This window comes from Pseudomonas oleovorans subsp. oleovorans (genome assembly GCF_002197815.1).
Lineage (GTDB): Bacteria > Pseudomonadota > Gammaproteobacteria > Pseudomonadales > Pseudomonadaceae > Aquipseudomonas > Aquipseudomonas oleovorans.
Window position 1 is genome coordinate 80238 of sequence record NZ_NIUB01000014.1, and the last position, 16143, is coordinate 96380.

General features: G+C 64.2%; 19 protein-coding genes and 1 pseudogene. 12 read left to right on the top strand and 8 right to left on the bottom strand.

Features of this window, described 5'->3' with window-relative positions:
* The first annotated feature begins 80 nt into the window (after positions 1-80).
* The 3 genes from urtC to urtE all read left to right on the top strand — a co-directional run bounded on the left by urtC (position 81) and on the right by urtE (position 2809).
* Entirely contained in the window at positions 81-1169 is a 1089-nt protein-coding gene (gene urtC, locus PSOLE_RS10625; RefSeq protein ID WP_074856165.1) for an urea ABC transporter permease subunit UrtC, read from the top strand.
* A complete protein-coding gene (urtD, locus tag PSOLE_RS10630; protein WP_074856167.1) occupies positions 1166-2008 on the top strand; it encodes an urea ABC transporter ATP-binding protein UrtD in 843 nt (280 codons plus the stop codon). Before urtC ends, urtD begins: the two co-directional genes overlap by 4 nt.
* 102 nt (positions 2009-2110) lie before the next feature.
* Positions 2111-2809, top strand: a complete 699-nt coding sequence (urtE, locus tag PSOLE_RS10635; protein WP_074856169.1) for an urea ABC transporter ATP-binding subunit UrtE — start codon at positions 2111-2113, stop codon at positions 2807-2809.
* Positions 2810-2986: 177 nt separating this feature from the next.
* On the opposite strand, the gene PSOLE_RS10640 is transcribed toward urtE, so the two are convergent.
* Positions 2987-3673, bottom strand: a complete 687-nt coding sequence (locus PSOLE_RS10640) for a class II aldolase/adducin family protein (RefSeq protein ID WP_074856171.1) — start codon at positions 3671-3673, stop codon at positions 2987-2989.
* Positions 3674-3855: 182 nt separating this feature from the next.
* Here PSOLE_RS10640 and PSOLE_RS10645 point away from each other — a divergent pair, with 182 nt between their 5' ends.
* The gene (locus PSOLE_RS10645) at positions 3856-5175 is read left to right on the top strand and encodes an aspartate aminotransferase family protein (protein WP_074856173.1); all 1320 of its coding nucleotides are present in this window, start codon (positions 3856-3858) and stop codon (positions 5173-5175) included.
* A gap of 152 nt (positions 5176-5327) precedes the next feature.
* Here the strand turns inward: PSOLE_RS10645 and PSOLE_RS10650 are convergent, their stop codons facing one another.
* Positions 5328-6251 (bottom strand): aminotransferase-like domain-containing protein, encoded by a 924-nt coding sequence (locus PSOLE_RS10650; RefSeq protein ID WP_244597245.1) that lies wholly within the window; start codon positions 6249-6251, stop codon positions 5328-5330.
* A gap of 44 nt (positions 6252-6295) precedes the next feature.
* Between PSOLE_RS10650 and PSOLE_RS10655 the strand changes: the two genes are divergently transcribed.
* The 3 genes from PSOLE_RS10655 to PSOLE_RS10665 are packed head-to-tail and all read left to right on the top strand — an operon-like array spanning position 6296 to position 8028.
* On the top strand, positions 6296-6463 hold the full coding sequence (locus tag PSOLE_RS10655; RefSeq protein ID WP_211098120.1) for a hypothetical protein: 168 nt from the start codon (positions 6296-6298) through the stop codon (positions 6461-6463).
* The gene (locus PSOLE_RS10660) at positions 6456-7214 is read left to right on the top strand and encodes an amino acid ABC transporter ATP-binding protein (RefSeq protein WP_074856176.1); all 759 of its coding nucleotides are present in this window, start codon (positions 6456-6458) and stop codon (positions 7212-7214) included. Before PSOLE_RS10655 ends, PSOLE_RS10660 begins: the two co-directional genes overlap by 8 nt.
* Positions 7215-7269: 55 nt before the next feature.
* Positions 7270-8028 (top strand): SDR family NAD(P)-dependent oxidoreductase, encoded by a 759-nt coding sequence (locus PSOLE_RS10665; RefSeq protein WP_074856178.1) that lies wholly within the window; start codon positions 7270-7272, stop codon positions 8026-8028.
* Positions 8029-8094: 66 nt separating this feature from the next.
* Here the strand turns inward: PSOLE_RS10665 and PSOLE_RS10670 are convergent, their stop codons facing one another.
* Positions 8095-8808, bottom strand: a complete 714-nt coding sequence (locus PSOLE_RS10670; protein WP_074856180.1) for a sulfite exporter TauE/SafE family protein — start codon at positions 8806-8808, stop codon at positions 8095-8097.
* Positions 8809-8986: 178 nt separating this feature from the next.
* On the opposite strand from PSOLE_RS10670, the gene PSOLE_RS10675 reads away from it, so the two are divergent.
* The 5 genes from PSOLE_RS10675 (at position 8987) to ureC (ending at position 12964) form a co-directional block, all read left to right on the top strand.
* Positions 8987-9823 (top strand): urease accessory protein UreD, encoded by an 837-nt coding sequence (locus PSOLE_RS10675; protein ID WP_074856182.1) that lies wholly within the window; start codon positions 8987-8989, stop codon positions 9821-9823.
* A gap of 184 nt (positions 9824-10007) precedes the next feature.
* The gene (gene ureA, locus PSOLE_RS10680) at positions 10008-10310 is read left to right on the top strand and encodes an urease subunit gamma (RefSeq protein ID WP_017678731.1); all 303 of its coding nucleotides are present in this window, start codon (positions 10008-10010) and stop codon (positions 10308-10310) included.
* A 3-nt stretch (positions 10311-10313) separates the two neighbouring features.
* On the top strand, positions 10314-10814 hold the full coding sequence (locus tag PSOLE_RS10685; protein WP_004425164.1) for a GNAT family N-acetyltransferase: 501 nt from the start codon (positions 10314-10316) through the stop codon (positions 10812-10814).
* A gap of 7 nt (positions 10815-10821) precedes the next feature.
* Positions 10822-11130, top strand: a complete 309-nt coding sequence (locus tag PSOLE_RS10690; RefSeq protein ID WP_074856184.1) for an urease subunit beta — start codon at positions 10822-10824, stop codon at positions 11128-11130.
* 133 nt (positions 11131-11263) lie between these two features.
* Positions 11264-12964 (top strand): urease subunit alpha, encoded by a 1701-nt coding sequence (gene ureC / locus PSOLE_RS10695; RefSeq protein ID WP_074856185.1) that lies wholly within the window; start codon positions 11264-11266, stop codon positions 12962-12964.
* A 185-nt stretch (positions 12965-13149) separates the two neighbouring features.
* Here ureC and PSOLE_RS10700 read toward each other — a convergent pair whose 3' ends face one another.
* From PSOLE_RS10700 to PSOLE_RS10720, 5 genes and pseudogenes are all read right to left on the bottom strand, one after another.
* A complete protein-coding gene (locus PSOLE_RS10700) occupies positions 13150-13695 on the bottom strand; it encodes an REP-associated tyrosine transposase (protein WP_074856187.1) in 546 nt (181 codons plus the stop codon).
* Between the two features lie 101 nt (positions 13696-13796).
* Positions 13797-14239 (bottom strand): annotated as a pseudogene (locus tag PSOLE_RS10705) (hemerythrin domain-containing protein).
* A gap of 74 nt (positions 14240-14313) precedes the next feature.
* Positions 14314-14580, bottom strand: coding sequence for a DksA/TraR family C4-type zinc finger protein (locus tag PSOLE_RS10710; RefSeq protein ID WP_004425171.1), 267 nt, complete (start codon positions 14578-14580; stop codon positions 14314-14316).
* A gap of 69 nt (positions 14581-14649) precedes the next feature.
* Positions 14650-15513 carry an isocitrate lyase/PEP mutase family protein gene (locus tag PSOLE_RS10715; protein WP_088339316.1) on the bottom strand — a complete coding sequence of 288 codons (864 nt, stop codon included), beginning with the start codon at positions 15511-15513 and terminating at the stop codon, positions 14650-14652.
* 136 nt (positions 15514-15649) lie between these two features.
* Positions 15650-16093, bottom strand: coding sequence for a type II secretion system F family protein (locus tag PSOLE_RS10720; protein ID WP_244597244.1), 444 nt, complete (start codon positions 16091-16093; stop codon positions 15650-15652).
* Positions 16094-16143 lie beyond the last annotated feature (50 nt).

The following is a 16143-nucleotide window of genomic DNA, read 5'->3' on the forward strand; positions in this document are numbered from 1 at the left end:
CCCGCCAGACAGACCGAACGCCATCACTGCAGCGGCGGGTTGCACCCGCCCTGCGGGCTTAAAGGACGAGTGATCGACTGATGAATGCGATAAATCAAACGCTGCTGGCCCGTGCCAGCGCCAAGCTCGGCCCTCAGGTTTCGCTGGCCATCGGCCTGCTGGTGCTGGCCGTGCTGCTGGCCATGCCACTGCTGCACCTGTTGCCGGCCGACCATGCCCTGCACGTCTCGGCCTATTCGCTGACCCTGGTGGGCAAGATCCTCTGCTACGCCATCGTCGCCCTGGCGCTGGACCTGGTCTGGGGCTACGCCGGCATGCTGTCGCTGGGCCACGGCCTGTTCTTCGCCCTCGGCGGCTACGCCATGGGCATGTACCTGATGCGCCAGAGTGCCGGTGACGGCCTGCCGGCCTTTATGAGCTTCCTCGCCTGGAGCGAGCTGCCCTGGTACTGGTACGGCACCTCCAGCTTCCTCTGGGCCATGTGCCTGGTGGTGCTGGCGCCCGGTCTGCTGGCGCTGGTGTTCGGCTTCTTCGCCTTCCGCTCGCGGATCAAGGGCGTGTACTTCTCGATCATGACCCAGGCGCTGACCTTCGCCGGCATGCTCCTGTTCTTCCGCAACGAAACCGGCTTCGGCGGCAACAACGGCTTTACCGGCTTCACCCGCATCCTCGGCTTCGACATCACAGCGCAGAGCACTCGCGCGGCGCTGTTCTTCGCCACCGTGGTGTTGCTGGTGGGCAGCCTGTACCTGGGCTTTCGCCTGGCACGCAGCAAGTTCGGCCGGGTGCTCACGGCCCTGCGTGACGCCGAGAACCGCCTGCTGTTCTGCGGCTACGACCCACGCGGCTACAAGCTGTTCATCTGGGTATTGAGTGCAGTGCTGTGCGGCCTGGCCGGCGCGCTATACGTGCCGCAGGTGGGCATCATCAACCCCAGCGAAATGGCGCCGACGCAGTCCATCGAAGCTGCCGTATGGGTCGCCCTGGGCGGTCGCGGCACGCTGATCGGCCCGCTGCTTGGCGCCGGCCTGGTCAATGGCATGAAGAGCTGGTTCACCGTGGCCTTCCCGGAATACTGGCTGTTCGCCCTGGGCGCGCTGTTTATCGTCGTCACCCTCTTTCTACCCAAGGGAGTGATCGGCCTGCTGAAGAAGGAGAAGGATCAATGAGAGCCACTCCCCTGCCCGAGACCATGCTCGAAGCCGCCTTCGACCCTACCGGCCTGGCGCTGGACACCGGCAAGAACGTCGGCAAGGGCGTCAACGTCCGCCATGGCACCATCCTTACGCTGGAAGATATCAACGTCAGCTTCGATGGCTTCAAGGCGCTGACCAACCTGACCCTGTACATCGGCGTCGGTGAGCTGCGCTGCATCATCGGTCCCAACGGCGCCGGCAAGACCACCATGATGGACGTGATCACCGGCAAGACCCGCCCGGACAACGGCGTGGCCTACTTCGGCGAGCAGTACGACCTGACTGCCATGAGCGAAGTGCAGATCGCCCAGGCCGGCATCGGCCGCAAGTTCCAGAAGCCGACGGTGTTCGAAGCGCTGACGGTGTTCGAAAACCTGGAGCTGGCACAGAAGACCAACAAGTCGGTATGGGCCAGCCTGCGCGCCAGACTCAGCGGCGAGCAGAAGGATCGCATCGAAGAGGTGCTCAATACCATTCGCCTGGAGACGTCTCGCAATCGTCCCGCCGGTTTGCTCTCCCATGGCCAGAAGCAGTTCTTGGAGATCGGCATGCTGCTGATGCAGGAGCCGCATCTGCTGCTGCTCGACGAACCAGTGGCAGGCATGACCGACGCCGAGACCGAGTTCACCGCCGAGCTGTTCAAGTCGCTGGCACGCAAGCACTCGCTGATGGTGGTCGAGCACGACATGGGCTTCGTCGGCTCCATCGCCGACCATGTCACCGTGCTGCACCAGGGCAGCGTACTGGCCGAAGGCTCGCTGGAGCAGGTACAGAACGACGAGCGGGTGATCGAGGTTTATCTGGGTCGCTGAAAAGCCCCTCTCCCCCCGGCCCCTCTCCCGCAAGCGGTAGAGGGGAGAAGGCTGGCGCTCCGTAGGGTGCGCCGCGCGCACCGCATGCTTAAGGACATCGATATGCTGCAAGTCCAACAACTCCACCAGTATTACGGCGGCAGCCACATCCTCCGTGGCCTGTCGTTTGACGTGAAGGTCGGCGAGGTCACCTGCCTGCTTGGCCGCAACGGTGTGGGCAAGACCACGTTACTCAAGTGCCTGATGGGCCTGATTCCGGCCAAGGACGGTAGCGTGCAATGGGAAGGTAAACCCATCACCGCTTTCAAACCTCACCAGCGCGTACACGCCGGCATCGCCTACGTGCCACAGGGACGCGAAATCTTCGGCCGCCTGACGGTGGAAGAGAACCTGCTGATGGGCCTGTCGCGCTTCCCCGGCAGCCAGGCCAAGGCCGTGCCGGAATTCATCTACGAGCTGTTCCCGGTGCTGCGCGAGATGAAGCATCGCCGTGGCGGCGACCTGTCCGGTGGCCAGCAGCAACAGCTGGCCATCGGTCGCGCCCTGGCCAGCCAGCCGCGCCTGTTGATCCTCGACGAACCCACCGAAGGTATCCAGCCCTCGGTGATCAAGGAGATCGGCGCGGTGATCCGTAAATTAGCGGAGCGTGGCGACATGGCCATCCTGCTGGTCGAGCAGTTCTACGACTTCGCTGCCGAGCTGGCCGACCAGTATCTGGTGATGAGCCGTGGTGAGATCGTCCAGCAGGGCCGTGGCGAGAACATGGAAGCCGAAGGCGTGCGCGGGTTGGTGGCGATCTGATGCGGAACGTAGGGCGGGTGTAACCCGCCTGATCCATCCAGGGAGCATCAATTGGTGGGCTGAAACGGATCGCCGCCCGGCCCACCCTACAAATCTGATCCCGCCTTGTAGGAGCCGGCTTGCCGGCGATCCGTTGGCCGAAACGACGGATCGCCCGCAAGCGGACTCCTACAGGCATCACCCGGCGAAATCCGAACCCTCGCGCAGCAACTGGCGTTTCACGCTCTCCAGATGCAGATGCGCGCTTTCGGCGTTGCCCTGCAGCATCTGCCGGCACGCCGCACTGGCAATCGCCGGTGCCACGACCTTCAGCGGCCGACCGCTGGCCATGGCCTTGAGCTGCACCTCGGCGGCGCGCTCCAGGTAGTAGAGGTCGTCCCAGGCTTCGGCAATACTTAGCCCCAGCACCAAAGGGCCATGGTTCTTCAGCATCACCACATCGGCATCACCTGCCGCGCGGGCGATGCGCTCGCCCTCCAGCATGCACAGTGCCGTGGCGTTGGGCATATGGGTGTGGAACGCCGCCGTGGCGCGCGGGTTGAGGCGGTGCAACTGGGCATGGATAAAGAACGCCGTGGCCTCCGGGCGGCCATCGCCCAGCACCACGCGCCCGTCGAAATCGCAGACCAGCAGTGAGGACGCTGTAACCTCGGCGAAGGCCAGGCCATAAGGGTTGACCAGAAACAGCTCGGGCCGCCCGGGCACCACCACGGAAAAGTGGTTGCAGATGCCCTCGCCCATGCCGAGGCGTGCAGCCATGCGAAAGCAGGCGGCCAGGTCGATACGCGCCTGGGCGATCGCGGCGCTGTTCAGGCCCTCAGTGGACACCAGCGGGGCGGTGTTGATTTCGAATGCGTGGGCCATGGTTTCACTCCTGAAAACGGATGCCTCCAGCCTAGCCTGTACATACCAAGCGCCTAGGGACAGTTACCCGACGTCGGCGAGCCAGACGCGCTGACCCGGCCACTTCCAGCATCTGGCTCTACGGCCAACGACCGCTTTGTTCCTAAGGTGCAACCATCCGCAACGGCCAGCCCGAGGTCATCATGAGCACACCGATCAGCAACCAGTACGTCCACGATCTGGATCGCCAGCACGTCTTCCACTCCTGGTCGACCCAGGGCGCCCTCAACCCGCTGGTGATTGCCGGCGGCGAGGGCTGCACCCTGTGGGACTACGACGGCAAACGCTACCTCGACTTCAGCAGCCAACTGGTCAACACCAATATCGGCCACCAGCACCCCAAGGTGATCGCCGCCATTCAGGAACAGGCCGGTAGCCTGGTGACCATCGCCCCGGCCACCGCCAACCTGATGCGTGGCGAAGCGGCCAAGCGCATCCTCGCCCGCGCGCCGGCCGGTTTCTCCAAGGTGTTCTTCACCAACGCCGGGGCCGATGCCAACGAGAACGCCATGCGCATGGCGCGCCTGTACACCGGCCGCGACAAGATTCTCTCCGCCTACCGGTCCTACCATGGCAGCACCGGCGCGGCCATCGTTGCCACAGGTGATCCACGCCGCGTGCCCAACGAATACGCCCGTGGCCATGTGCACTTCTTCAACCCCTACCTGTACCGCAGCGAGTTCAATGCGGCGAACGAAGAAGAAGAATGCGCGCGTGCCCTGCAGCACCTGCGCCGGGTCATCGAATGTGAGGGGCCGGGCGCCATCGCCGCCATTCTGCTGGAGAGCATTCCCGGCACCGCCGGCATTCTGGTGCCGCCCAAGGGCTACATGCAGGGCGTACGCAAGCTGGCCGACGAGTTCGGCATTCTGCTCATCCTCGATGAAGTGATGGCCGGTTTCGGCCGTACCGGCAGCTGGCTGGCGCTGGAGCATTTCGACGTGGTGCCGGACCTGATCGTCTTCGCCAAGGGCGTCAACTCCGGCTATGTGCCGGCCGGTGGAGTGATGATTTCCAAGCCGATCTGCGAGCACTTCGACAACCACTTCTTCCCCGGCGGGCTGACCTACTCAGGCCACCCGCTGGCCATGGCCGCCATCGTCGCCACGCTGGATGCGATGAGCGAAGAAGGCATGGTGGAGAACGCCCGTAATATCGGCGCACAAGTGCTCGGCCCGGGCCTGAAGAAACTGGCCGAACGCTACCCGATGATCGACGAGGCGCGTGGTGTCGGCCTGTTCTGGGCACTGGAATTCGTCAGCGATGTGCAGAAGAAGACGCCGATGCCGGCGCCGGTGATGCAGGAAATGAAGGCGGCGTTGACCGCGCGCGGGCTGCTCAGCTTCGTGGTGGAGAACCGCATCCATGTGGTGCCGCCGTGCATCGTCAACGCCGCGCAGGTAAACGAGGCGCTGGCGATCTTCGACGAGGTGTTCGCCCTGTTCGCACCGCGTTTTGCCTGACTCTGTCCGGGCCGCAGACAGCCCCCTCTCCCATTTATTGGGGGCACGCCTAGTGGAGAGGGTTGGGGAGAGGGCAAGTACGGCAGATAGGAGTCGCCGGCAAACCCTCTCCCCCGCCCCTCTCCCGCAAGCGGGAGAGGGGAGACAAGCGATCACAACCCCGCCAGCACCTCCCCCAGCTTCTGCACGCCCGGCCGAATGCGTTCGGCATCGATGGCGTGGAACCCCAGGCGCATGAAGTTCTTCGGCGCCTCGCCATCACCCAGGAAGAACTGCGCCCCGGATTCGATCAACACGCTCTGCTGCGCCGCCGCCCAGGCCAGGCGCTGAGTGTCGATGCCCGCAGGCGCCGCCAGCCAGCAGGCGCTGGCACCAGGGCTGCCCATCGGCTGGCAGTCGCTCAGGTCGCTGCGCAGCGCCTGGTAAAGCAGCACGCGGCGGCGGCAATGTTCCTCGCGAAAACGCCGCAGGTGCGCGTCGTAATGCCCCTGGGCGAGGAAGTCGGCGAGCATGCGCTGGTTGTTCAGCGGCGGATGTCGGTACATCAGCCGGCGCAGGGCGCGGAGCTCGTCGATCAGCTCAGCGTCGGCGACCATGTAGCCGATCCGCAGCCCCGGCGAAAAGGCCTTGGACAGGCTGCTCAGATAGATCACCCGGCCGCTGCTGTCGCTGGCCTTGAGCGCCGGCAGTGGGTGGTTGTCGAGGTTGAATTCGGCATCGTAGTCGTCCTCGATCAGCACCTGGTCGTGCTCACGAATCAGCCTCAGCAGCTGTTCGCGCCGCGCCGCGCTCATCGCCACGCCGGTGGGCACCTGGTGCCCCGGCGTCACATAGAGGTACTGGCAGTCATCCAGTCGCCGGTCCACCACCAGACCCTGATCGTCGACATCCTGCAGGTGTACCTTGGCGCCGTGAATGTCGAAGATGCTCGCCGCATCGCGAAAGCCAGGGTTCTCCATGCCGACGCGCACCCCGCGCGCCATCAGCAGGCTGGCCAGCAGGTACAGGGCGTTCTGCGAACCGAGGGTCACCAGGATCTCGTCGGCCCGCGCCCAGATGCCGCGCTTGGGCAGCACGCGGGTACGCGCTGAAGGACACCGCCTTTCTCACCATCATCACCGTGCAGGAACTGACCGCTGCGGCCAACTCGGTGCAGGCCACCTACTTCATCCCCAGCGAGGCGTTCATCGTGGTCATCGCCCTGTACTGGATCATCAGCATCTGCCTGGAACTGGCGCTCAAGTGGGCGAGCCGGTTCGGCGCCAAACGAGGTTTCGAACATGCCTGACATCCCTGCGGTACAGATCGACAATCTTTCCAAGAGCTTCGACGGTGTCGAAGTGCTGCGCGACATCTCGTTGACCGTGAACAAGGGCGAAGTGGTCAGCGTGCTGGGCTCCTCCGGTTCGGGCAAATCCACCCTGCTGCGCTGCATCAACTGGCTCGAAGAGCCGGATCGCGGCAGTATTCACATCGCCGGCCAGCGCATCGGCGTCGACGCCCAGGGCAAGCGCATGAATAACCGCGACCTGGCAGCGATCCGCGCCAAGACCGGCATGGTGTTCCAGAGCTTCAACCTGTGGCCGCACCTGAACGTGCTGCAGAACGTCATGGAAGCGCCGATGCAGGTGAAGAAGATGCGCAAGGACGAAGCCCGCGCCATCGCCCAGACGCTGCTGGAAAAGGTCGGCATGGAACAGAAGGCCGAAGCCTTTCCCTACACCCTCTCCGGCGGGCAGAAGCAGCGCGTGGCGATTGCCCGCGCCCTGGCCATGAGCCCCGAGGTGATCCTGTTCGACGAGCCGACTTCGGCACTCGACCCGGAGCGAGTCGGCGAAGTGCTGACGGTGATGAAGAACCTCTCCAGCGAGGGCTACACCATGATCGTGGTCACCCACGAAATGGAATTCGCCCGCGCGGTGTCGGATCAGGTGGTGTTCCTGGAAAAGGGCCTGTTGATCGAGAAATCCGCCCCGGAGAAGTTCTTCACCAACCCGGAAACCGAACGCGTGCGCAAGTTCCTCGAACTGTCCGCATGACCCTCGCCGGCACGCAGCCGGCGAGCCAACCGCTAGTAACGAAACGAGGTTATCCATGAGCAAGGTGGCATTCATCACAGGCGCGACATCCGGTTTCGGCCGCGCCACGGCACGACGCTTCGCCGAGGCCGGCTGGACCCTGGTACTCAGCGGCCGACGCCTGGAGCGCCTGGAAGAATTGAAGGCCGAGCTGCAGGACAAGGTACCGGTGCACATCGCCGCGCTCGACGTGCGCGATGCGCCTGCGGTGAAAGCGCTGGTCGACGGCCTGCAAGCGCCCTTCGATCGCATCGACGTGCTGGTCAACAACGCCGGTCTGGCGCTGGCCCCGGAGGCCGCGCAGAAGGTTGCCCTGCAAGACTGGCACACCATGATCGACACTAACATCACCGGCCTGGTCAACGTCACCCATGCGGTACTGCCCAAGCTGCTGGAAATCGGCAAGGGCACCAGCATCATCAACATCGGCTCGGTGGCCGGCGAATGGCCCTACCCGGGCGGCCACGTCTATGGCGCCAGCAAGGCCTTCGTCAAACAGTTCAGCTTCAACCTGCGCTGCGACCTGGTATCCACCGGCGTGCGCGTCACCGACATCGCGCCGGGCATGGCCGAAACCGAATTCACCCTGGTGCGCACCAAGGGCAACCAGGCTGCCTCCGACGCGCTGTACGGCAGCACCACGCCGCTGACCGCCGAGGACATCGCCGAGCAGATCTTCTACGTCGCCACCCTGCCGGACCATATCAACATCAACCGTCTGGAAATCATGCCGAGCCGCCAGGCCTGGTCGCCCTTCGCCGTCGACCGCGATTGAAGGTCGTAGCTCACCGTAGGGCGGGTGCAACCCGCCAGACCACCCGTGTCTGGTGATGCCCCTGCCCTACACGCACAACACCCGCAACAGACTCCCCACCGACAGCAGCACCAGCAAACCACCGACCAGCACCCGCAACGACAACGGCTGCCAGCGCGGATGCAGCCACTGGCCGAGCAGGTTACCGGCCAGCGCCGGCAATGCCAGCTCCAGCGCCAGCCGCCACAGCGCGCCGTTCAGCACACCCGCAAGGCCCAGTCCGATTAGCGCAGCGCCACTGCTGGCCAGAAAGAACAGCACCGCCGTACCGCGCAACTGGCGTGCATCGAGGCCACTGCGCAGCAGGTAGATCATCAAGGGCGGGCCGCCAGCCGAAGCCATGGTAGTCGCCAGCCCTGATGCCAGGCCCGCCAACCAGGCCATGCTCTGACCCACCGGTGTGGCAACGGACGGCCGCCATAACACCAGCATGCCCCCGCATAAACAGAGCACCGCCACCAGCGGCGCCATGATGTGGGCAGGCAACCACAGCAACAGCCAGGCACCCAGCGGCACCGCCAGCAGCATGCCGACCAACAGACGCCCCAGCACGCGCCCATGCACGACACGCAGCGCCGCCGGCCACAGTGTCACGCTGCAGGCCACATCGAGAATCAGCGCCACCGGCACCGCTTCCGCAGGCGGCAGTCGCAGCATCAGTCCGAGCGCCATCAACATGGCGAAACCGAAGCCGCTATAGCCGCGCACCAACCCGGCGGCAAAGGCGATAAAAGTGAACATGAGCACTCCGCACGAATCGACGCCCCACTCTAGAGCTGGCCAGCCGCGAGAAGGCAGAGCCAGATACGGCAGTGCGACTGGCCACCGCCGCAAACAGCGTAATGCGCACCGAATTGGTTCAGGGCACGCCTCTTGCTTGCCCACTCGGTCAACTATCCTGCGGAACCGCTGCCTCAACATGAATCTGCCTGCCGCCCTGTTCACACCACGCTGGCCTGCCGAGCTGGAGCTGGCCTACGCGCGCCACGGCGAACGCACCACACCAGTGCAGAGACGCCACCTAGGCCCACTAAGAGTGCAGAAGCACCTGTATGCCGAAGGCCCGGAGGTGTGCCAGCACATCATCGTCCACCCGCCCGGCGGCATCGCCGGCGGCGACGTTCTGGATATCTCGGCCCACGCTGGCGAAAACACCTGGGTGCAACTCACCAGCCCAGGCGCAGCCAAGTGGTATCGCGCCGCGGGCGTCGCCCATCAGAATCTGCACCTGCGCGTCGACGCCGGCGCGACCCTTGAATGGCTGCCGCAGGAAACCATCATCTATGCCGGAGCCCAGGCCGAACTGCACACGCAGATCGACCTGCACGGCGACGCTCGCCTGTTCTACTGGGATATCGTCGCCCTCGGCCGCCCCGCTGCCGACGAGCGTTTTGCCAGCGGTCACTTTGAGGCCGCGCTGGACGTCCACCGTGACGGCAAGCTGCTCTGGCACGAACGCCAGCGTGTTGCCGGTGGCGACGGTCTGCTCGATTCACCTATCGGCCTCAACGGCCAGCCGGTGTTTGCCACTCTGCTGATCAGCGCCGATGTAGACAGTGATTTGCTGGAGCGCTGCCGGGAGCTGAAGATCGACGGTGTACGCGGCGACCTCAGCCAGCTCGCGGGCCTGCTGGTCGCGCGCTGCCTGGCCAGCGAAGCGCTCAAGGCGCGCGCCTGGTTGATCGAACTCTGGCGCCTGCTGCGCCCGGCGCTGCTGGGGCGCGAAGCAGTGCCGCCGCGAATCTGGAGCACATGAGCACAACGGACATGTAGGAGCCGGCTTGCCGGCGATCGACAGAGGCCTGATCGCCGGCAAGCCGGCTCCTACAAATTGCAGTACAGCCACGCCAGAGTGGAACAGCGCACGCCGCGTTCCACCCAGCGACCGAAGCACTATTGCGGACAAGGCACAGCCTTGCCGCTCCAAGACTGGAGCCGTCATGGATTTGTCACCAAGAGAAAAAGACAAGCTGCTGATCTTCACCGCCGGCCTGGTGGCCGAGCGCCGCCTGGCGCGTGGGGTCAAGCTGAATTACCCGGAGGCCATGGCTTACATCTCTGCCGCCCTGCTCGAAGGCGCGCGCGACGGCCAGACAGTCGCCGAACTGATGCATTTCGGCACCACCCTGCTGAGCCGCGATCAGGTGATGGAGGGTGTGCCGGAGATGATCCCGGAGATCCAGATCGAAGCCACCTTCCCTGACGGCACCAAACTGGTGACCGTGCACCAGCCGATCGCCTGAACCATGAATTTCGACATAGTGAATGCCGGCGAAGCCGACCTGCCCGGCATTCTCGCCATTTACAACGATGCGGTGCAGCACACCACGGCGATCTGGAACGAGACCCTGGTGGATCTCGCCAACCGCCGCGCCTGGCTGGCCGAGCGCACGGCGGCCGGCTTCCCGGTACTGGTCGCACATGACGCCGCCGGCGAGGTAGTCGGCTACGCCAGCTACGGCACCTGGCGCACCATCGAAGGTTTTCGTCAGACCGTCGAACACTCGGTCTACGTGCGCGCCGACCAACGCGGCCAGGGCCTCGGCCCGATACTAATGCAGGCGCTGATCGAACGCGCCCGCATCGCCAACCTGCACGTCATGGTCGCCGCCATCGAGTCGGAAAATGTCGCCTCGATCCGCCTGCACCAGCGCCTCGGCTTCGTCACCACCGGACAGATGCCCCAGGTCGGCCGCAAGTTCGGCCGTTGGCTGGATCTGACTTTCATGCAATTGATTCTGGAGTGAGCACCCCATGATTCCCGGCGAATACCAGATTGCCGACGGCGAGATCGAGCTCAATGCCGGTCGCCGTACCCTGACCCTTTCCGTGGCCAACTGCGGCGACCGACCGATCCAGGTCGGCTCGCACTACCACTTCTTCGAAACCAATGACGCCCTGCTGTTCGACCGCGCCAGTACTCGCGGTATGCGCCTGAATATCCCGGCCGGTACTGCCGTGCGCTTCGAGCCGGGTCAGAGCCGTGAAGTGGAACTGGTCGATCTGGCCGGTGCGCGCCGAGTGTTCGGCTTCGCCGGCCGGGTTATGGGCGACCTGGATTGAGGTGAATCGTGTAGGAGCGGCTTTAGCCGCGATAACGATTTCGCGGCTAAAGCCGCTCCTACAGAAGAACCGCAGCGCCTCATCCTCTGACAGACAAACACGCGCCAGCCTTCGCGCCACTAGGGAAGCGAATATGAAAATCAGCAGACAAGCCTACGCCGACATGTTCGGCCCCACCGTCGGCGACAAGGTGCGCCTGGCCGATACCGATCTGTGGATCGAAGTGGAGAAGGACTTCACCACCTACGGCGAAGAAGTGAAATTCGGCGGCGGCAAGGTGATCCGTGACGGCATGGGCCAGGGCCAACTGTGCGCCGCCGATGTGGTCGACACCCTGATCACCAACGCCCTGATCATCGACCACTGGGGCATCGTCAAGGCCGACGTCGGCCTCAAGGACGGGCGCATCAAAGCCATCGGCAAGGCCGGCAACCCGGATATCCAGCCGGACGTGACCATCGCCATCGGCGCCGGCACCGAAGTGATCGCCGGTGAAGGCATGATCCTCACCGCTGGCGGCATCGATACCCACATCCACTTCATCTGCCCGCAACAGATCGAAGAGGCGCTGATGAGCGGGGTGACCACCATGATCGGTGGCGGCACGGGACCGGCCACCGGCACCAACGCCACCACCTGTACTTCCGGACCGTGGCACATGGCGCGCATGCTGCAGGCCGCCGATGCCTTCCCGATGAACCTGGGCTTTACCGGCAAAGGCAACGCCTCGCTGCCCAAGCCGCTGATCGAGCAGGTCAAGGCCGGCGCCATCGGCCTAAAGCTGCACGAGGACTGGGGCACCACCCCGGCCGCCATCGACAACTGCCTCTCCGTGGCCGACCAGTACGACGTGCAGGTGGCGATCCACACCGACACGCTGAACGAGTCCGGCTTCGTCGAAACCACCCTCGGCGCGTTCAAGGGCCGCACCATCCACACCTATCACACCGAGGGTGCCGGCGGCGGCCACGCGCCGGACATCATCAAGGCCTGCGGCTTCCCCAACGTTCTGCCGTCCTCGACCAACCCGACCCGGCCGTTCACCAAGAACACCATCGACGAGCACCTGGACATGCTCATGGTCTGCCATCACCTCGACCCGAGCATCGCCGAGGACGTGGCCTTCGCAGAATCGCGTATCCGCCGCGAGACCATCGCCGCCGAGGACATCCTGCATGACCTCGGCGCGTTCTCCATGATCAGCTCCGACAGCCAGGCCATGGGCCGTGTCGGCGAGGTGATCACCCGTACCTGGCAGACCGCCGACAAGATGAAGAAGCAGCGCGGCGCGCTGCCCGAGGACGCGCCCGGCAACGACAACTTCCGCGCCAAGCGCTACATCGCCAAGTACACCATCAACCCGGCGATCACCCACGGTATCAGCCATGAAGTGGGCTCGATCGAAGTAGGCAAGTGGGCAGACCTGGTGCTCTGGCGCCCGGCCTTCTTCGGCGTGAAGCCGACGCTGATCCTCAAGGGTGGCGCCATCGCCGCCAGCCTGATGGGCGACGCCAACGCCTCGATCCCGACGCCACAACCGGTGCACTACCGACCGATGTTCGCCAGCTACGCCGGCAGCCGCCATGCCACCAGCATCACCTTTATCAGCCAGGCGGCGTTCGACGCCGGGGTGCCGCAGCAGCTCGGTCTGAAGAAGAAAATCGGTGTGGTCAAAGGTTGCCGCGAGGTGCAGAAGACCGACCTGATCCACAACGGCTACCTGCCGAATATCGAGGTCGATCCGCAGAACTACCAGGTCAAGGCCGACGGCCAGTTGCTCTGGTGCGAGCCGGCCGAAGTGCTACCGATGGCGCAGCGTTATTTCCTGTTCTGACATCGCAGGCTGAGACGACAATGGCGGGTTTCACCCGCCCTACGGGAGCGGCGATTGCCCCGCCTGCGCAAACCGCCTGGTTTGTTTTGACATCCTTGGCGGCTTGCACCCGCCCTACGGGGGAGGTGATTGCCCGCCTGCACAAACCTGTAGGGCGGGTGCAACCCGCCAATTCATTCTCCGGTTTATTCCCCGACACCCAGCTCATCAAGGCTCGCATCCCCGCCCCAATCGACGGGGTAAATGCCCTGCTTCACCCAACGGTGAAACGACGACCAAGGCCAATCCCGTACCCGCGTCACCAGCCCATGCTTGAGCGGATTGCCGTGCAGGTAGTCGAAATGGCGGGCGTAGTCGCGCTCATCGCGGATCAGATGCTCCCAGAAGCGCTGCTGCCAGAGCGTGCCCTGGCCCTTCGTCTGACGTCGGTGGCTCAACAAATCCGAGCGGTTATAGCGGCTGCCACACGCATGCGTGACATGCCGCTTGATCAGGCGCCAGCGATTGGAAAAGTCCGCATCACCGGGCGGCAAGCGCCAGATGGCATGCAGATGATCGGGCAGTAATACCCAGGCGTCGATGACGAAGGGCTGGGTAAGACGCACCGTTTCGATGGCTTCGCGCAAAGCCTGGCGGATATCGGGATCAGTGAGGATCGGCTGACGCCGCTCAGTGACAAGCGTGAAGAAATAGGTGCCGCCAGGAACAGCGGCGCGGCGGTAGTCAGACATGGCAACGTCCTTGTTGCGGAGTTGGCTGTGGCGGGTTTCACCCGCCCTACGGCCATGTGTAGGGCGGGTGAAACCCGCCGTTGCCATTGAGGCTAGCTCATTCAGGACGCCTGCTTCATCTCGTCGTAGGCGTTGAGGTAGTCACCCGCCAGTTGCTGCTTCTCCTTGTCGCGAAGCAGCTTGCCGGCCATCTGGAAGAAGGTGCGTTCTTCTTCCTTGAGATGATGCTCGACCTTTTCCGCAAGGGCCTTGGCTTGCGCCAGCCAACTCGGGCTGCTGGGGTCGGTTCCTCCAGGTTCTCGATCATTTCGTCCATCTGGTGATGCTCGGCCATCGCGTGGCGCGACAGATCCACGCCCGCATCCTGCTGCATCAGGGGAATATAGAAATGGCGTTCTTCGGCCACCGAGTGCACGGCCAGCTCCTGCTTGAGCTGAGAGAACAAAGCGTGGCGTTCGGCGCTGTCGCCCTGGTTGGCGATCAGTTTCTGCGCCAGTTCGCGCTGGATATCGTGGCTGATGCGTAGGGCTTCGAAAATCGTCATGCAGGCACCTCTTCCTGAGTCACGGTCTAGTAGCACTGGACCATCAGGACTCGAATAGGTGCCGTACCGCTTGCTCAGCGCAACTGGCTGTCCTTGCTACCGCGACGGTTGTAGCCGCTGTAGGCGGCGTTCTCCCGGTCGTGCTCGGCCTGACAGTTGACGCACAGGCGCACGCCAGGAATCGCCTGACGCCGAGCCTCGGGAATGATTGCATCGCACTCTTCGCAATGGCGCAGGCTCTCGCCCTTCGGCAGCTGGCTGCGAGCACGCGCGACGGCATCCTCGATGCTGCTGTCGATCTGCTCCTGTACTGCGTCGTCACTTGCCCATCCGCCTGCCATGCTCTGTTTCCTCGCACTCTCTGGACAGATATGCGCCCGAGAAATACGAAGTGCAAGTGCTGCTGGTCGTTATTCGCGCACTTCCATGAACTCCTTGGCCCAGAGGATGTAATCCTCGGGCATGCTGTACTTGTGCGTCAGCTCGGTGGCGTTGAGGTCGCACGGCTGGGCACCGCGCTGCTCACGCAAGCAGTCGTAGGTGGCCTTGATCGCGGCGAAGTAGGCAGCATGGCCGTTAACCACGATGCGCACGCCCAGGCGCGCCAGGCGTTGGTTGTCGCGCAGTTCGGGGTTGCCGTAGGTGACCAGCATCAACGGCACCTTGAGGCCTGCGGCGATCTGCTCCAGGTGGGCGAAATCCTTGATCCCGACCAGGCAGATGCCGTCGGCGCCGGCAGCCTCATAGGCGCGAGTGCGGCGGATCACTTCGTCCACCTCCAGCACCCCCGCGTGGGTACGGGCGATGATCGAGAGCTCCGGATCGATACGCGCCTCCAGCGCAGCGAGGATCTTGCCGACGCCTTCCTCGATGGAGATCAGGTCGGTGGACTTGCGACCGAACTGGGCCGGCAGCAGGGTGTCCTCGATGGTCAGCGCGGCGACGCCGGCGCGTTCCAGCTCGACCACGGTGCGCATCACATTGAGCGCATTGCCGTAGCCGTGGTCGGCATCGGCGATCACCGGCAAACGCGAGACGCGGCCGATGCGCGCGGCCTGCTCGACGAATTCGCTGAGAGTGATCAGGGCGAAGTCCGGCGCACCGAGTACCTGCAGGGAGGCGACGGAGCCACCGAGGATACCGACCTCGAAGTCGAGATCAGCGGCGATGCGGGCGGACATGGGGTCGAATACCGAAGCCGTGTGGTAGCAGCGGTCGGAAGCCAGCAGGGCACGAAAGGCACTGCGTAGCTCATGATGAGATGCACGTTGCAGGATGGGCATGGGGCGTATTCCAAAGTCGGTTGAATCGCTTTTTTCTCTTTTTAGTAATGGCGTAGACGTGACGAATGCTAGCGCAAGGCACTTGCTGCCAGCTTTCAAACGGCCGCCGTGGTCGATAACCAGCAAATTATCGGCCAGCCAGCTCCGCCGGCAGCGCCGGGAAGAAACCGCCACCGCTCAGCAGGCCGTACGCCATCCACACGGCGACGGCCAGATAGAACAGACGCGGCGCCCAGCTCGCCAAGGCCTGTTGGCTCGCAGCCAACTGCTGCGCCTGCAGGCGGGCGAAACGCAGCAGCGCCTCGCCTGGTCGGCCGGTCGCTTCGCCGGTATTGAGCACGCCGATGAGCATGGCTTTACCATGAAAACTCAGCCCATCGAAGGCCCGCACCAACGACTGCCCAGCCGTAACCCGTGGCGCCAGGTTGGCGAAATCCCGCCGCAGCCGTGCATTGGTCACGGCATTGCAGGCACGCGGCAAGGCATCGAGCACCGGCATGCCCGCCTCCAGCAACAGCCCGAGGCTGTCGCAGAAGCTACGGATATCCGCCCGCAGTTGCAGGCTGCCCAATATCGGCAGGGCCAGCAGAAGATCGTCGAGTGGACCTGGCTGATCGCTTC

Excerpts from the sequence above, each read along its gene's own strand:
- urtC (WP_074856165.1), top strand. The coding sequence starts at position 81 with ATGAATGCGATAAATCAAACGCTGCTGGCCCGTGCCAGCGCCAAGCTC.
- urtD (WP_074856167.1), top strand. The coding sequence starts at position 1,166 with ATGAGAGCCACTCCCCTGCCCGAGACCATGCTCGAAGCCGCCTTCGAC.
- urtE (WP_074856169.1), top strand. The coding sequence starts at position 2,111 with ATGCTGCAAGTCCAACAACTCCACCAGTATTACGGCGGCAGCCACATC.
- PSOLE_RS10640 (WP_074856171.1), bottom strand. The coding sequence starts at position 3,673 with ATGGCCCACGCATTCGAAATCAACACCGCCCCGCTGGTGTCCACTGAG.
- PSOLE_RS10645 (WP_074856173.1), top strand. The coding sequence starts at position 3,856 with ATGAGCACACCGATCAGCAACCAGTACGTCCACGATCTGGATCGCCAG.
- PSOLE_RS10660 (WP_074856176.1), top strand. The coding sequence starts at position 6,456 with ATGCCTGACATCCCTGCGGTACAGATCGACAATCTTTCCAAGAGCTTC.
- PSOLE_RS10665 (WP_074856178.1), top strand. The coding sequence starts at position 7,270 with ATGAGCAAGGTGGCATTCATCACAGGCGCGACATCCGGTTTCGGCCGC.
- PSOLE_RS10670 (WP_074856180.1), bottom strand. The coding sequence starts at position 8,808 with ATGTTCACTTTTATCGCCTTTGCCGCCGGGTTGGTGCGCGGCTATAGC.
- PSOLE_RS10675 (WP_074856182.1), top strand. The coding sequence starts at position 8,987 with ATGAATCTGCCTGCCGCCCTGTTCACACCACGCTGGCCTGCCGAGCTG.
- ureA (WP_017678731.1), top strand. The coding sequence starts at position 10,008 with ATGGATTTGTCACCAAGAGAAAAAGACAAGCTGCTGATCTTCACCGCC.
- PSOLE_RS10685 (WP_004425164.1), top strand. The coding sequence starts at position 10,314 with ATGAATTTCGACATAGTGAATGCCGGCGAAGCCGACCTGCCCGGCATT.
- PSOLE_RS10690 (WP_074856184.1), top strand. The coding sequence starts at position 10,822 with ATGATTCCCGGCGAATACCAGATTGCCGACGGCGAGATCGAGCTCAAT.
- ureC (WP_074856185.1), top strand. The coding sequence starts at position 11,264 with ATGAAAATCAGCAGACAAGCCTACGCCGACATGTTCGGCCCCACCGTC.
- PSOLE_RS10700 (WP_074856187.1), bottom strand. The coding sequence starts at position 13,695 with ATGTCTGACTACCGCCGCGCCGCTGTTCCTGGCGGCACCTATTTCTTC.
- PSOLE_RS10710 (WP_004425171.1), bottom strand. The coding sequence starts at position 14,580 with ATGGCAGGCGGATGGGCAAGTGACGACGCAGTACAGGAGCAGATCGAC.